Annotated in this window: 14 protein-coding genes; 1 reads left to right on the top strand and 13 read right to left on the bottom strand. The window is 64.1% G+C overall.

Annotated elements, in window-relative coordinates:
• Window position 1: 1 nt before the first annotated feature.
• Genes VKT51_13050 through VKT51_13030 form a run of 5 tightly spaced genes read right to left on the bottom strand, consistent with a single transcriptional unit; the run spans window position 2 to window position 5,696 of the window.
• Window positions 2–1,057, bottom strand: coding sequence for a hypothetical protein (locus VKT51_13050; protein ID HLJ85095.1), 1,056 nt, complete (start codon window positions 1,055–1,057; stop codon window positions 2–4).
• Entirely contained in the window at window positions 1,054–2,253 is a 1,200-nt protein-coding gene (gene hemW / locus VKT51_13045; protein ID HLJ85094.1) for a radical SAM family heme chaperone HemW, read from the bottom strand. The genes VKT51_13050 and hemW overlap by 4 nt, the downstream gene beginning before the upstream one ends.
• Window positions 2,238–3,086 carry a DegV family protein gene (locus tag VKT51_13040; protein ID HLJ85093.1) on the bottom strand — a complete coding sequence of 283 codons (849 nt, stop codon included), beginning with the start codon at window positions 3,084–3,086 and terminating at the stop codon, window positions 2,238–2,240. The genes hemW and VKT51_13040 overlap by 16 nt, the downstream gene beginning before the upstream one ends.
• Window positions 3,083–4,090 (bottom strand): phosphate acyltransferase PlsX, encoded by a 1,008-nt coding sequence (plsX, locus tag VKT51_13035; protein ID HLJ85092.1) that lies wholly within the window; start codon window positions 4,088–4,090, stop codon window positions 3,083–3,085. The genes VKT51_13040 and plsX overlap by 4 nt, the downstream gene beginning before the upstream one ends.
• Entirely contained in the window at window positions 4,080–5,696 is a 1,617-nt protein-coding gene (locus VKT51_13030) for a DAK2 domain-containing protein (GenBank protein ID HLJ85091.1), read from the bottom strand. Before VKT51_13030 ends, plsX begins: the two co-directional genes overlap by 11 nt.
• A gap of 98 nt (window positions 5,697–5,794) precedes the next feature.
• On the opposite strand from VKT51_13030, the gene rpmB reads away from it, so the two are divergent.
• Window positions 5,795–5,986, top strand: coding sequence for a 50S ribosomal protein L28 (rpmB, locus tag VKT51_13025; protein ID HLJ85090.1), 192 nt, complete (start codon window positions 5,795–5,797; stop codon window positions 5,984–5,986).
• Window positions 5,987–6,073: 87 nt separating this feature from the next.
• Here the strand turns inward: rpmB and thiL are convergent, their stop codons facing one another.
• Genes thiL through ispH form a run of 8 tightly spaced genes read right to left on the bottom strand, consistent with a single transcriptional unit; the run spans window position 6,074 to window position 15,528 of the window.
• Entirely contained in the window at window positions 6,074–7,096 is a 1,023-nt protein-coding gene (gene thiL / locus VKT51_13020) for a thiamine-phosphate kinase (protein ID HLJ85089.1), read from the bottom strand.
• Window positions 7,084–7,770: a ribulose-phosphate 3-epimerase gene (rpe, locus tag VKT51_13015; protein HLJ85088.1), complete on the bottom strand. Its 687-nt coding sequence runs from the start codon at window positions 7,768–7,770 to the stop codon at window positions 7,084–7,086. The genes thiL and rpe overlap by 13 nt, the downstream gene beginning before the upstream one ends.
• Before the next feature lie 33 nt (window positions 7,771–7,803).
• A complete protein-coding gene (locus VKT51_13010; GenBank protein HLJ85087.1) occupies window positions 7,804–8,946 on the bottom strand; it encodes a PASTA domain-containing protein in 1,143 nt (380 codons plus the stop codon).
• On the bottom strand, window positions 8,943–9,707 hold the full coding sequence (locus tag VKT51_13005) for a YebC/PmpR family DNA-binding transcriptional regulator (GenBank protein HLJ85086.1): 765 nt from the start codon (window positions 9,705–9,707) through the stop codon (window positions 8,943–8,945). The genes VKT51_13010 and VKT51_13005 overlap by 4 nt, the downstream gene beginning before the upstream one ends.
• Before the next feature lie 18 nt (window positions 9,708–9,725).
• Window positions 9,726–10,445, bottom strand: coding sequence for a glycosyltransferase family 2 protein (locus VKT51_13000; GenBank protein HLJ85085.1), 720 nt, complete (start codon window positions 10,443–10,445; stop codon window positions 9,726–9,728).
• Window positions 10,442–13,654, bottom strand: coding sequence for a phospholipid carrier-dependent glycosyltransferase (locus tag VKT51_12995; GenBank protein HLJ85084.1), 3,213 nt, complete (start codon window positions 13,652–13,654; stop codon window positions 10,442–10,444). The genes VKT51_13000 and VKT51_12995 overlap by 4 nt, the downstream gene beginning before the upstream one ends.
• 24 nt (window positions 13,655–13,678) lie before the next feature.
• Entirely contained in the window at window positions 13,679–14,704 is a 1,026-nt protein-coding gene (locus VKT51_12990; GenBank protein HLJ85083.1) for a polyprenyl synthetase family protein, read from the bottom strand.
• Window positions 14,671–15,528: a 4-hydroxy-3-methylbut-2-enyl diphosphate reductase gene (ispH, locus tag VKT51_12985; protein HLJ85082.1), complete on the bottom strand. Its 858-nt coding sequence runs from the start codon at window positions 15,526–15,528 to the stop codon at window positions 14,671–14,673. The genes VKT51_12990 and ispH overlap by 34 nt, the downstream gene beginning before the upstream one ends.
• Window positions 15,529–15,532 lie beyond the last annotated feature (4 nt).

The raw sequence follows: 15,532 nt of genomic DNA, 5'->3' as shown, positions 1-15,532 counted from the left end.
GTCAGCGTTTGAGTTTCGCGAAGATCATGCGCCCCGCCGCCGTCTGCAACACGGACGTCACTTCGACCGAGACATTCTCGCCTTTCAGCGCGCGGCCGTTTTCGACGACGATCATCGTGCCGTCATCGAGGTACCCGACGCCCTGATTCGGCTCCTTGCCGTCCTTGACGATCGCCACCGCCATCCCTTCGCCCGGGATCACGACCGGTTTGAGCGCGTTTGCGAGCACGTTGATGTTGAGGATCTTCACGCCTTGCAGACTTGCAACGCGGTTCAAATTGAAATCGTTCGTAAGGATGTGCGCGCCCATGTCGCGCGCGAGCACGACGAGCTTGCCGTCCACATCGCGCTCGTGGACGTCGCGATCGAGCACTTCGAGCGACTGCGACGCGTCGCGCAACTGCGAAAGCACTTCCAACCCGCGGCGGCCGCGGCCGCGTTTGAGCGCGTCCACCGAATCGGCGATCGTCTGCAGTTCGCGCAGCACGAATTTGGGAACGATGAGCCGACCGTCCAAGAAGCCGGCCTGCACGATCTCGAGGATGCGCCCATCTATGATGACCGATGTGTCGAGCAGCTTGGGCGGCGCGTCGCCGCCGTGCATCGCACCTCGCGTCCACGTGGAGAGCCGCTGGCGCAGGCCTACCCGCACGCCCAGATAGCTGAAGAACATCGTGATCAGCGCGTACAGCACGAACGAGAGCATCGGCCCGTAGCGCGGCAGCTGCGTGAATCCTTGGAATATGTCGCGCACAAAAAACGAGACGACGAGGCCGACCACGAGGCCGATGGCTCCCGAGAGCGCTTCGGCGGGTTGGAGCCGCGCGATGCTGTCTTCGATCGCAAAGACCAGCGTTTCAAAGAGGCGATAGAACAGCGGTGAGATCGCGATGCCGACGACCGCCCCGAGCGTCGGCAACCCGAAATCGCGCAGAAATTCGACCATGCCCGTAGCCGCGATCTGCGAGGCGAAATGTAAGGAGAGTTCGTGGCCGCCGATGATGCCGAGGATGCAGAATAAGATGGCGAAGGCCGACCGGAAAAAGATTCGTGTCACGCGTGCTCGTTTCGCGGAAGGTCGGGCGTGAGGAACTCGGCGCAGACCGAGTTGGCGAGGAGGCGACCGCGGCTGCTGAGGTGCGCGCCCGCCGCGCTCTCTTCGAGCAAGCCGGCCGCCGAGCATTTTTTCCGCGCGGCGCCGAAAATCGCGCGCGCATCCACGCCGAATCGCCGCTCGAATTCGTCATAGATGATGCCGTCCGATGTCCGAAGCGCAAGCATCGCCGCTTCCCCGACGCGCCGCCCGAAGTCGAGCAGCTCAAGCTCAGCGATCGCCGAACGATGCGCTTCGATCGCTTCGCAGTAGGCATCGAAGCCGCGAACGTTGACAAAGCGCACACCATCGCGATAGCCGGCCGCCGACATGCCGAATGCCGCGCAGTCGGCTTGCCGCCAATATCCGCGGTTGTGCGCGCTTTCGAAGCCTGGCCGAGCGAAGTTGGAGATCTCGTAGTGCACAAAGCCGGCGGCCGTCAACTGGCAATCCGCTTCTTCGAGCAGCGCCGCCACGAGATCGTCATCGGGAAACGCCTGCGGCTCGCGCGCGAACCACGTCGCATACGGTGTGGCCGCTTCGATCGTCAAGCCGTAGACGGAGACGTGATCGACGCCGGTCGCGACCGCCGACCGAAGTGAATCGCGAAATCCCTCGAGCGACTGACCGGGCGAGCCCGCGATCAGATCGAGGCTGATGTTCTCGAAACCCGCGGATCGCGCCGCGCGCAAGAACTCAGCGGCATCGGCCGACGAATGGTCCCGTCCGAGCCGGCGCAATTCGGCGTCGTCGAAGGATTGGACGCCGACCGAGAGCCGGTTTACGCCGGCTTCTCGCCAGCGCCGGATGTCGTCGCCGCCGCGCGACGGATTCGCCTCAAGCGTGCATTCGATCGAGTCCGGCGCGATGGTGAATTTCTCGAATATGAATGTGGTCAGCGCCGCGATCCGATCCGGCCCGATGGCCGACGGCGTTCCTCCGCCGAAGTATACCGTTCCGACTCGGCGCGGACCGCTTGAGCGGCCGATCTCCGCATGCAGCGCCGCGCAGTAGCGATCGATTGCGGATTCTCTTGTCCGAACCACCGCGAAATCACAGTACGGACAGATCCGATCGCAGAACGGGATATGGACGTAGACGCCGGCAGCATCGTCTCCAGTGCTCTCGCGCGGCGTTGGATCGTTCAGGGGATGAAACATACGCCGACCGCTCCGGGCCCAGCGTGCGTGCCTACTGTCGGGCCGATCTCACACGTGATCAGCGACGACGGCGCGACCGCCGCGCGCATCCGTTCGCCCACGGACTTGGCGAGATCGGGAGCGACCGAGTGGAGAATCGCCACCCGTGCCGAGCCCTTGACCGGGATATGGGCGATGGCAGTCTCCACCAGCTGGTCGACTGCGCGGGTAAATGTCCGCACTTTCGCCTGTTCGGCCACCGCGCCGTCTTCGACTTTGAGGATCGGCACTATCTTGAGCACGTTGCCGAGCAAACCGCGTAGACCGCCGATGCGTCCGCCCCGCGCCAAATACGTGAGATTCGGAATCGTCGCGAAGAGCTCAACGCGCGGGATGTCGGCTTGCAATGCCTCAAGGACTTCTGCGGGCGACGCGCCGCTCTCGAAGCGCGCGCGTGCCTCGATCGCGAGCATTGCGATCCCCGCGGAAACAGATCGCGTGTCTACGACGCTGATCCGCGCCGGATCGACGGCAGACGCCGCAAGCGACGCCGAGTTGAACGTTCCGGACAACGCGCTTGAGACGTGCAGCGAGAGGACGTGCTCGGCCGCACCCTCATTCAGGATGCGGCGATACTCCGCTTCGAATGCAGCGGGCGTCGGCTGCGCGGTGATCGGCGGCTGAGGACTCGTCGCCAGCATAGCGTAAAATTGCTCGCTCGTGAGGTCGATGCCGTCGCGAAACTCTTCGTTGCCGAATCGGATCGTCAGCGGGACCACGGAGACGCCGGCTTCGGCCGCCAGCGGCCCCATATCGGCTGTCGAATCCGTGACGATCGCGAAACGCCCGCTCATGCGCCGGCCGCTGCGAACGCTCGCGCGATGGAGCCGAGGACGTCGTGGCTGACAGCCGCGAGCGCGGCGCGACACGCGCTCTCGACGGCGAACGAGTCGGCGCGACCGTGACCGATCAGGCAGATGCCGCGCACCCCGAGCAGCGGCGCGCCCCCGTACTCGCGGTAATCGAGCATCGCTTTCACCTTTCGCAGCGCGGGGCGCATGAGCGCCGCGCCGATCCGAGCGCGCGCGTTGTCCTTTGCCCGTGCGCGGACGTTGTCAAAGAGATACTCCGATGCGGCTTCGACCAGCTTGAGCGCGACGTTGCCGACGAAACCGTCGCAGACGATGACATCTGCATCGCCCAAGAGCAGGTCGCGCCCCTCGACGTTGCCGATGAACTCGATCGGCGCGGCGCGCAAGAGCGGAAACGCCGCGGCGGTCAACGCGTTGCCTTTCTCCTCTTCCTCGCCGACAGAGAGCAGTCCGACTTTCGGCGCCTCGACGCCGAGCACACCGCGCGCGTAAGCGCATCCCATGATCGCGAACTGTACGAGCCATTCGGGTTTGCAGTCCACGTTCGCGCCAGAGTCGAGCAGCAACATCGGGCCTTTTCGCGCCGGCCATGCGGTTGCAAACGCCGCGCGCGCAATACCCGGAAGCGTCCGTAGGCGGATGGTGGAGATGGCGAGGAACGCGCCGCTATTGCCCGCCGAGAACGCGGCGTCCGCTTCGCCGTCGCGTACGAGTTCGACAGTCCGTCCCATCGAGGTCGCCGAGCCGCGCCGCACCGCGCCCGCCGGCGCTTCGTGCATCGCGACTTCCTCCGGTGCGTGCACGATCCGAACATCGGCGGTCGAATTCGCGCCGGCGATCAAGCCTTCGATGCGTTGCTGGTCACCGACGAGGATAAGCGAGAAACCGAGCTGAGCTGCGGCGCGGCAAGCGCCCGTCACGATCTCATCCGGCGCAAGATCCCCGCCCATGGCGTCTATCGCGATGCGGGCGTCCTTAGCGTTCAATACTGATCACGTAGTCCGACGACGCCTGGCCGCCATAATAGACTTCCACGGCGAGCTGCGGATGAGCGGTGCGTACCGCCGCGGCGACCGCCTCTGCATCTTTTAGTTTGCGATTTGTGCCATAGTATAAGGAAAGAAGAGAAGCATCCCCGGCGCCGGCATCGCGCAGCATCGCCAGGGCGATGCTGGCCGCGTCGTCACCGTCGATGAGGCGTTCGGGGCGGCCGTCGCGGGCGTCGACCGCGCCCACGAGCTGATGCTGCTTTACCGCAACGCCGCCGATCGATGCGTCGCGGCCGGCCGAGAATATCGATCCGGATACGGCGACGGTCGAATCCGCGAGCAATTCCTCGGGGCCCGGTTGCGCATCGGCAGCCGAGTTGAGCAGGGCGAAGAGCGCCGCGATGCCGTCGGGGATCGTGCGCGTCGGCACCACCACGACCGTTCGGTCCGTGAGAGCGCCGACTTCGCGCGCGCTCAGGATGACATTCTTGTCGTTCGGCAGCAGATAGACGACCGGGGCCAAGACTTTGTTGACTGCGACAAGCAGATCTTTCACCGATGGATTCATGGTCGCGCCGCCGAGGACGCTCACGTCGGCGCCAAGCTCCTTGGCGATCTTCACAAAGCCTTCGCCCGGCACGACGGCGACGATGCCTCGCGGCTTTGCCTCACGATCGACGACGAGGACATTGTGCTGCTCTTCCATATTGTCGATCTTGAGTTTGGAGACGACGCCGTGCTCGCGCGCGCTGTCAGCGACGCGCTGCGGAAAATCCGTATGGATGTGGACGCGGATGGTGCCTTCGCCCCCCGCGACGATGAGCGAATCGCCCTGCGGCAAGAGCAGCGTGCGAAAGGTGTCCGCGTCGATGGTCGCGCCGGTCAGCACGAACTCCGTGCAGTAGCGGTTGACGTCCACCTTTTGTCTGGTCGTGAAAGTGGCGGCCCGGATCGGCTTGCGCGGAAACGCCGTCGTGTACGGCGCGCGTCCGGGCAGCATGCGCACGACGCCTTCCATGAAATACACAAAGCCCTGACCGCCGGCGTCGACGACGTTCGCTTCTTTGAGAACCGCCAGTTGGTCGGGCGTCCTTTCGAGCGCCTCGTTCGCCGCGGAGACGACGGCATGGACCACGCTGTAGAAATCTTTCTCCGACACCGCGCTCTTGAATGCCGCGGCCGCCGCGGCCGAGGCGACGGACAGTATCGTACCCTCGACCGGTTTGAGCAGCGCACGCCGCGCGGCTTGCACGCCTTCTTCCAGCGCCGTGGCGAAATCGATCGTTTCGATCGCCGCTTTGTGCCGCACGGAGTGGGCAAATCCTCGGAACATCTGCGATATGATGACGCCCGAATTCCCGCGCGCGCCCATCAGTGCGCCTTGCGCGGCGGCGGCGGCTACCGCCTTCAGATCGCGGCTCCTCACCTTGCACGCCTCGATCATCGCGCTGCGCACGGTGAAGAACATGTTCGTCCCCGTGTCGCCGTCCGGAACGGGAAACACGTTCAGGTCATTGATGACCGAACGATACTTCCGCAAGAAATACGTTCCGGCGACGATGAAGTCGGCGAACGTCTTTCCGTCGCACGTCGTGATGCGCACGGCCGTGATTACGACGTCCCGTACAGCAGGCCCTTGAAGGCTAACCTCTCGTGTGGTATCATGCGTAGGTTGTCCAATTGAACCTAAGGATAAATCTGATGGCGAAGCGATGCGATGTCTGCGGCAAGGGCCCGGCATCGGGAAATAATGTCAGTCACTCGATGCGCAAGACGCGCCGGCGCTGGCTGCCGAATCTGCAGTCCGTCCGCGTCAAAGACGCCGGCACGGTGAAGACCTCGCGGGTCTGCACGAGCTGTCTGCGCTCGAAAAAAGTAACCCGCGCCGTCTAACTCTGTAGGGCGGACGTTCATCGTCCGCCGGCGGACCATAAAGGTCCGCCCTACATCTTTTGAGCCGGCGGACCATAAAGGTCCGCCCTACATCTTATTCAGGTGGTCGTAGCCGCGCGGCGGCAGCGGCTTTCGGCCAGATTCATCGACCGACCAAACGGCACCGCTCCCTTTTTCAAATGTGCCGATCGCGCGAAGGACCGTGCCGCAGCGGCTTCGCAGCCCCCGGGCCACTTGCGCGAAGGATCGTCGTTTGATCGCGACGAGCAGCTCGTAGTCGTCGCCGCCGTCGAGCGTCAGTCGTAACGCATCGTCGCCGGTCAGTTTCGCCGCAGCGGATACCGCCGGATCCACCGCCAGTAAACGAAGATCGATGACAGCGTCGACGCCCGACGCCGCAGACAGTCGTCCGACGTCAGTCGATAGACCGTCCGAGATATCCATCATCGCGTGCACCGCCGACGAGCCGCCGAGAAATGCGCCCTCGCGCAAACGCGGCGTCGGGCGTAGGTATGCGCCGCAGACGGCGGCGCGCTGCACCGGATCGAGCGCTTCAGCCACCTGCCGGTCGAGCGCTCGCAGTCCTGCGGCCGCGCGTCCAAGCGCTCCCGTCACCGCGATCAGGTCACCCGGCTTGGCGCCCGATCGAACGCGCAATCGGCTCGGGCGTACGTGCCCCGCGATCGTCACGGCGATCGTCAGTGCGGGCGCGCGTACGATATCGCCGCCGGCGATCGCGCACTGCGACGAGTCCGCGAGTCCCGCCATGCCGCGGTACAGCCCGCGCAGCCAGTCCGAATCAAAACCTTCGGTGATGCCGAGCGCGATGACCGCGACAGCCGGCCGCGCTCCCATTGCAGCGATGTCGGACAGGTTCACGGCGAGCGCCTTTGCGCCGAGATCCTCGGGCGTCGTGGCGTGCGACCGGAAGTGGACGCCGTCCACCAACATGTCGGTGGTCAGTACGCTGAGGTGTGAGCCGGACGTCTTCCAGACAGCTGCATCGTCTCCGATCCCAACGCGCAATGCGCGCGGCGGTCGTCCGAGCGCATCCCGTAAGGAAGCGATGAGCGCGTCTTCAGAGAGTTGCGGCGCGGTCAGCGCGCGCACAATTCGCGGACGCGCCGGATCGTGGCCGCCGGATCTTTCGTGCCGTAGATACCGGCGCCCATGACCACCGTGTCCGCACCCGCGCGCGCCACGTCGGCGACGTTGTCAACATGCACGCCGCCGTCCACTTCGATCTCGACATCCAGGCGGCGCTCGTCAATCGTGCGGCGCGCCTCAGCGATTTTCGCAGTGGATGTCGGGATGTACGTCTGACCGCCAAATCCCGGATTGACGCTCATGACGAGCAGCAAGTCGACGTACGGCAGTATCTCGTCAAGGACGCGCACCGATGTCGCGGGATTGATGGAAAGCCCGGCGCGCGCGCCCGCGGTCTTGATCTGCTGCGCGAGACGATGCGCATGCACGGTGGCTTCCCAGTGCACGGTCACGATGTTCGCACCCGCCGCGATAAAATCGTCGACGTAACGCTCCGGTTCGACGATCATGAGATGCACGTCGAAGGGCAGCGCCGAAAGCCGGCGCATATCTTTGATGATCTTCGGACCCCACGTGATATTGGGAACGAAGCGGCCGTCCATGACGTCGATGTGGAGGTAATCCGCTCCCGCGCGTTCGACCAATTCGATCTGCGCCCGGATCTCGGCGAAATCCGCCGACAGAAGCGACGGCGCGATGCGAAATGCGCGCCGGTCGGAGACACGATGGACCGCCATGCCGTCGCTTTCGCGGCGCTCGAGGAGAATTCCCTAGAGCTCGGTCGAGTTCACGAGCGCGTCGTTGACGAACGTCTCAATCGTCGCGGCTCCGGTGACCGTCACATCGAACGATAACGTGAAACCGCCGGTAGTATCCTGATCGTACAGCGTGCGCGAACCTTTCGCATCCAACAGCACGACGCGCACGCGCGCCGGCGACGACGATGCCGGCAACGCGACCGATACCCGCATGCCGCGCGAAGACTCAGGCTGCGGAAGCGCGCTGGTGGGCGACGGTGACGGCTGCGAGGTCGGCGGCGGCGAGTCGATCGCGGCATTGCCGACGGGAAACGACGGCAACGGTGCGGGTGTGGGCGGCGCGCCGCCGCTCACTTGGAGCGAGATACGCTGATTCGGCAAGAGCGGCGAACCGGCCGGCGGATCTTCGGCCACGATGATCCCCTTCGGCTTCGCATTCGGCGCGATCGCGAGCACCGTGATCTTGTCGAGGGAGATGCCCGCTTCTTTCGCCGCAGCCGCTGCAAACGTTGCTGGATAGCCGACGAAATTCGGCGCGTACTTCAGCGGCCGGCCCCGAGCGACGACAAGATCCACCTTCGAGCCCGCCGGCACTTCAGTGAACGCATCCGGCTTTTGATCGAGGACGATGCCTGCCGTGACGTCCGACTGTTCGCGCGTCGTGACGGCGCCGCTGACCAGATGTGCATTCTCGAGGGCGACGATCGCGTCGCGTTGCGACATCGAGCCGACATTCGGCACTTTCACGGTCGGCACACCGTCCGAAACGATGATGTCGATGCTTCGCCCTTCGCGGACGTGTTCGCCCGCCTCGGGCAGCTGGCCCAAGATGTCATCTTTGGGCACGCGATAGTCCGCGCGACGCGCGATGGTATGCAGTTCAAGATGCGCGCGCGCGGTGACGGTCTGCGCCTCAGAGAGCGACAGGCCCTCGAGCGAGGGAACGGTGACCGATGCACCTGCGGGTGCGAGAAATACGTTCAGCGTGATCGCAAACCAGAGCGCGACGATCACAGCGACGCCTAGCGCTGACCAAAGCGCGTAGGTCTGCCATGTCCAACCGAGGGCGCGCCTGCCTCTCACGCGGCTTTTTTCCGCGGCGAGCTTCGCGGAGCGCTTGCCGACCGCGGACGGCCGGTCGCCCGATCCGTTCACGCGAGCTCCTCCATCAACGCGTCCGGGATGTCGGCGTTTGACGAGACGCGCGTCACGTCTTCGTGCTCATCGAGCGCGTCGAGCAGGCGCAGCACGTCGGGCGCTTCCGCTGCGCCGAGCGCGACCGTGGTCTTGGGGAGCATCTCGACGGACGCGGATGTCAATGTAACGCGGCGCGGCCCGAGAAGCCGGCGATCAAGCTCTTCACGGGCGGCAGAAAGCGAGCCCGGCTCCGTTAAGATCTCGATCTCATCGCCTTCGATACTGACGTCCAGCACGCCCACGATGTCCGCAAATTCCAACAGATCGTCTTGGGAGATCCCGGAGGCGGGGAATCGCAGGACGCCGCGTTCTTCGAACTGCCACGCGACCGAGCCGCTCTCGCCGAGGTTGCCCCGGTTTCGAGAGAATAGGTAGCGCATCTCGGAGGCGGTGCGGTTGCGATTGTCGGTGACCGCGTCGACGATCACCGCGACGCCGCTCGGACCGAATCCCTCGTAGCGGATCGCCTCGAATGTCGCCGACCCGCTGCCGGCGCCGGTCGCGCGCGCGATCGCGCGCCTGATGTTCTCCATCGGCATGTTCGCTTCGCGCGCCTTCGACACGGCGAGCTTGAGTTTGAAGTTGGCGTCCGGATCGGGCAAGCCGGATTTGGCCGCCACGATGATCTCTTTGCTGATCTTCGTGAAGACCTGCGCGCGTTGCGCATCGATTTTGCCCTTGTGGAGGCGGATGTTATGCCATTTAGAGTGACCCGACATGTCAGCGCACTCGTCCGTTTAGCGCGGCGCGAGCGACATGCCCAACCGCAGCCGGATGATGTCGCGGATCGTGCGCAGGATGACGCCCGCATTCGCGCCCTTTGAATAACCTGTCGTGCGAGGATAGTGGTGCACGCCGCGCTCCACGATTGGAACCCCGTGGCGCCGCAGCTTGATCAACAGTTCGGAACTGATGAATGCGCCGTTGGATTCGAGCTGGATGCCGTCCAAAGCGTCGCGCCGGAACAGCTTGAACGCGCAGTCGATGTCGCGCACCGCCAATCCGAACACCAGCCGGACGATCAAGTTGTAGGTCTTGGCGATGAAGAGGCGATGCGGGGGATCGTTGCGCTTTATCCGGTAGCCTACGACCGCCGGCGCACTCGCCGCCAACGGCAAAAAGCCGGAGATCTCCCGCAGGTCGAATTGGCCGTCGGCATCTGAAAAGAATACGAGCTCCTTCGCCGCGGCGGCGAATCCGGTCCGCAGCGCAGCGCCGTATCCGCGATTGCGCTCGTGACGCACGAGACGCACGCGCGCGTCCTCTCCCGCTAGGCGTTCCACGACCGATGCCGTGCCGTCGGCGCTGCCGTCATCGACGACGATCACTTCCAGATCCGATGCGAGCGGCGTGAGCGCCGCGAGCGCGTCGCGAACGGTCTTCTCGATGATCGCTTCTTCGTTGAACGCCGGAAAGAACACGCTCACGCCGAGCGCCGCCGGCGGCGCTTGGATCATATCCAGCCATACCAGTTCGGTGCGCCGTAATGGAACCACATCTTGTGATCCCAGGCCGCCCACGTGATGGGCGTCGCGTTGAGAATCGGAAGGAAGTAGAGAAATCCGATCGCACACGCCATGACGTATGCGCCAAGCACGAGATTGGTGAAGGTTCGAGTCGTCTTGTCCGCTCGCGCGCCCTCGCGCCAGAGCCGCAGCATCACGTAGGTGGTGCACAGACAGATGATCGCGGTGTTCGAGTAGAAATTGTATTCGAAGTCGATGCGTGTGGACAGCGCCCACGGCAGCCACTGCCAGACATACGCGATGGTGACGAGCAGCATGCCCTTGTGCCGCTCGCGCCATGCAAAGACCGCCGCGACCGGAACCGTGATCACGCCGGCAAGCCAGACGAACGGGTTCGGCAGCGCGATGATTTCAGAGACGAGCTGATTATCTCCACTATGAGCCGGAGGATTCCAGTAATATGAGACCGGCCGTATCTCAAACGGCCACGTCCACCATGCTGATGCGTACGGGTGCGTCGCCACGAGATCGTGGTGATAGTGATACATGATGCTCTGCAGCCAAAGGAGCGCAGCAAACCCCTTGTGGCCGCCTTGGCTCGGGTCCATCGCCGTGTGGACGGCGTGACTGTAATTCGGAAGATACGAAAGCACGTAGACCACAAGCGTCGCAAACGAAATCGCGCTGATGTAGAGCGGCAGGCGCGCGGCGAAGGGATTTCCCCACGCGAAGCGCTCGGTGGCGGCACGAGCCTTTGACCAGAGAAGTGGAAGGAATTGCTGCGCGGTGATGAGAGCGGCGATGAACCACAGACACGCAAGGTCGAACAGACCGTACCACTTGCTCGCGACCATGCACGCGATCGAGAGGCACGTGACCACGAACCAGAAGCGCCACGGCTGCGTATCGCGAATGTCGGCGTCTTCGAGCCGGCCTTCGATCGTGCCGTCCCGTCCGCGACGCAACGTTCCCGAAGCGGTCTTCACGTCGCATCCCGCCGCGGACCACGTCACGGTCGCGTCGCCGTCGGTGAGCGCGGCATCCTTGAAGGACCGGCGGTCGCCGGACGGCAGCACGAGCGAATCGCCTTCGTGGGAGACGCCGTCCCCGAACACCACTGCGGCGCGGCGGCGCGCATAACCCAGGTCGCGTGCGAAGAGCCAGACGCTGACCGCTCCGAATACGACGACGGCGATAAGATACGGCACAAGCGATGCGTTCTCGGTCGCGGGGTTGCCCACGACGATCGCCTGAACTTTCAGGTAGACGAGTACGCCGACAAACGCGGCCACTCCAGCCCAGATGCCCCGCGCTTCAGGGTACGTCACCGGCTTCGGCCGCGCGACGATCTGCGATGCGATGATGAGCCGGTACGCGCAGTACAGCGTGAGCAGCGCGAAGAAGCCCAGGAAGATCTCGGGTTGGGCGATGCGCGATTGCACGTACCAATAATTCCCGGTGATCAGCAAGACGACCGCGAGGCACGCGCCTACCGTCGAAGAGAAGAGCCGCTTCGCAAAACCGTAGAGCAGCGGTATCGTCATGACGCCGCAGACGGCGCTCGTCATCCGCGCTCCGAACGGATCGCCTTGATGGAAAAATGTCTGGAAGAACCACGCGCCCGCAGCATAGAGCAGCTTGACGAACGGCGGATGGGTCCATTCATACAAGTCCAGATGGTGCAGATATTCCTGCGCCGCGCGCGCGTAGTAGATCTCGTCGAAATAGCGGTCGGTGGGCGTGTGCAGCCCGGTGAAGAGCATGACGCCCGACATGAGCATGAACAGCGCCACGAAGATGTAGTCCAGCCGCGTCCATCCGACCAACCCCTCAAACACCGAACGATAGGCGCCGGACGGGGAGCCGGTCTTGAACTTGAACTTCGCAAATGCGGCCGCGATCGAGACATCCATCTCCTCGACGAGATACGATCCGGCAAGCGCGAACAGCACGACCACGTTGACGAACGAGAGGATGTGCACTTCGAACGGGTTCAAGTCCGCGCTTGGCGCGAACAAGTACCGTAGCGCGTACGTGAGATTGAACATGAAGGTGGCCGAGAGCACGACGTAAGCCACCCTCGAGAGCGCGCTTCGATTCCAGATGAGCGGTGCAACCGCAAGGGCCGAGAACATATAGCGCTCGTGCACGCGCGTCGTGAGCATGAAGTAGCCGAGCAGCGCGATGAAGCAAGCAGCCGCAAAGCGGTACTCAGCTTCGGCGCGATCCGCCGTCGGCGCAACCGTCCGCCACATGCGCCAGGCCAGCGCCGCGAGCAAGACGACGAAGATCGCGATCCCCCAATCGTATTGCGCGAAGGCGAGGCCGGGCACGCACCATCCGCCCGCGATGCCGCTCGGCAAGCAGACGCGGATTATCTCGGTGTCCGGCTGCCACATGTCGCGCACGACGGAATAAAGGTTGAACGCGTTGACGGAATTATATGGATAGACGCTGATGCCGGTATGGTAGCGATCGTACAGCCACGTCAAGACGGTCGCGGGATCGTTTCCCGGAGCAAACGGCATGGACCCTATCCATGCGACGAGCCCTCCGATCAGCGGCGCGAAGAGAGCGCGCCACGGCGCGCGGCCGCGCAGCTGCCAGACGAGAAAGAGCGGGGCGGTGACGAGCGGCTGCGGCTTCACGAGCACCGCGAATGCAAGCGCGGCCCATGCCCACTCGAACTGATCCGTGACGGCGAGGTAGATCGCCAGCACCAAGAACACGGCGGCGACGGAATCCGCTTGACCCCAGTACGCCGACACGAACCACGATGCGGGGTTCAGAACGAAGACGGCTGCCGAGGTGAGAGCCGCGGCCGCCGGCCAGCGTCGGCGCACGATGAGATAGACGAAGATCGCTATGCCGAGATCCGACAGAACGGCGGGCAGCTTGCACAGCTGAAGCAGCAGACCGTAGTTGGTGGGCTGATGGAAGAAATCAAAGAATTTCGCGACACACCACAGCACGAGCAGATAGCCCGGCGGGTAGTCCACGAATCCGGCTTTGTCGTAGAACGATTTGAACCCATACTTGTCCAGGGCCATCGTCCACGACTCGAAGCTGCCGATGTCCGTCACGTGCCCTTGCGACGGCAAGAGCAAAAGGCGGATCAGCAGGCCGGCTGCGAGGATGATCAGCAGCCAGATGACATCACGAGACGCGCGCGGTTCTGACCGCGTGTCTAGCTGCTTCACCTTCGACACGGCACTCACGCTTCGTTACCTGCCGCTCCACGCCTTTACGAAGGCCGTCACGTGCTTGAGTCCTGCCGCCAATTCGAGTGCGTCATCAGCGCACGTCGCAGCCGCCGCTTCACTCGCTTCACGCGCTCCGGCCGATTCAAGTGCCGCGCGCACTTCTGCGACGGTCTGCGTTTCCGTGTCGCCGCCCGGGTTGGCATACGCCGCTTCGATCACAGAACGCTCGGCGCTCGGTCCCTTTTCGAGCGCCCACACGATCGGAAAGCCTTTCTTGCGGCGGGCGATATCGCCGCCGCTCGTCTTACCCGTCGCGGCAGTTTCATCCCAGATCCCGGCGATGTCGTCGCGGATCTGAAATTGCAAACCGAAGTTGCGTCCGACCGACGCGCAGCGTTCGACATCGGCCGCGGCAGCGCGCGCGGCGAGTGCGCCGAGGCGAGCCGAACACGCGAAGAGTGCTGCTGTCTTGCCTTCAATGGTCTGGAAGTATGACGAGACCGTCACGCGGTTGCCGTGCTCCGCGTCAAGATCGGCCGCTTGTCCTTCGCACATCGCGACGTGCGCGGATGCAAGCGCGGCTGACATCTGCGCCGCGGTTTTCGATCCGAGGCGTGCCGAAACGGGAGTCAGCGCGCGATACGCGAGCGCGCCGACGACGTCGCCGCAGTTCACGCCGTGCGCCAGTCCGAATGCGGACCAGATCGTCTCGCGTCCGTGGCGCAGCCTGTCTCCGTCTTCGATGTCATCGTGGATAAGCGAATAATTGTGGAGCAATTCGATCGCCGCACACGCGGGCATCGCATCGGCTCGGTCGGCGCCGAGATCCTGCGCCGCTGCGAGAACGAGCCTGGGTCTCAGCCGCTTGCCGATACGGCTGCCGCCGTCTTGTCCATCCCCGAAATGGTGGCGCAGTTGTTCGCGGACCGGTTCGCTGCCCACGCCGTCATCAAGCGCGCGGCGAAGGTATTGCTCGAAATCCTCGAGCGGCGGCGCGGCGCTCGGGATGGCTATCAGGCCTCGATGGCGCGTGCGCCCGGAAACCATTCGCGCAGACGAGCGATGACTTCATCGGCGAGGAAGCCTGGCGTCGACGCGCCGGTGGCGATGCCGATGCGCTCTTCGCCCGTGAACCATTCGCGGCGCAGATCGCCGGCGTTCTCAACGAGATGGGCGCGCGCGCCCTCCGCTTCGGCGATCTCGGCGAGATGACGCGTGTTCGCAGAACGAGTGCCCCCGATGACGACCATCGTGTCGACTTCACGCGCCAAATCGCGCGACGAGTCCTGGCGCCCCTGAGTATCGGAGCATATCGTGTTGTAGACGCGCACCTCGTAGTTGATGGCGGAGATCTTTCCGACGAGCTCTTTGAACTTGTCGCCGTTGAGCGTGCTCTGCGAGACGATCGCGATGCGCCGGAGGCGGCGCACCTCCGTCTCGTCTTTTGGCCATTCGTTCAGCACGAGACAGCCGGGCGCATGACCGGCGATGCCCTTCACCTCGGGATGGTTCGGATCACCGAGAATGATGACGCTGCGCCCTTCTGCGGTGAGTCGCGCGGCAAGCCGCTGCGTCCGCGTGACCATGGGACACGTGGCGTCGGTGACGCGCAGGCCCTTTTGTTCGGCAGCCGCGATCACTTGCGGGGCGAGGCCGTGCGCGCGGACGAAGAGCGTGCCGGATTGGATATCGTCAAGCGATTCGACGTTCTTCAGACCTTTTTCATCGAGCTCGCGCACGATAAGCGGATTGTGAACGATGTTCCCCATCGTGTGGACGTCGTCGCGTTCGGCGGTCTCGGAAAGCGCCTTCTTGTACGTGAGTTCCACGCCGAAGCAGAAGCCTTGAGTCCGCGCTCTCAGTATTTCCATATCA

It is taken from the genome of Candidatus Eremiobacteraceae bacterium (assembly GCA_035295225.1).
GTDB lineage: Bacteria > Vulcanimicrobiota > Vulcanimicrobiia > Eremiobacterales > Eremiobacteraceae > JABCYQ01.
The sequence above is the reverse complement of the archived record's forward strand: the minus strand, read 5'-3'. Positions and strand labels throughout refer to the sequence as shown.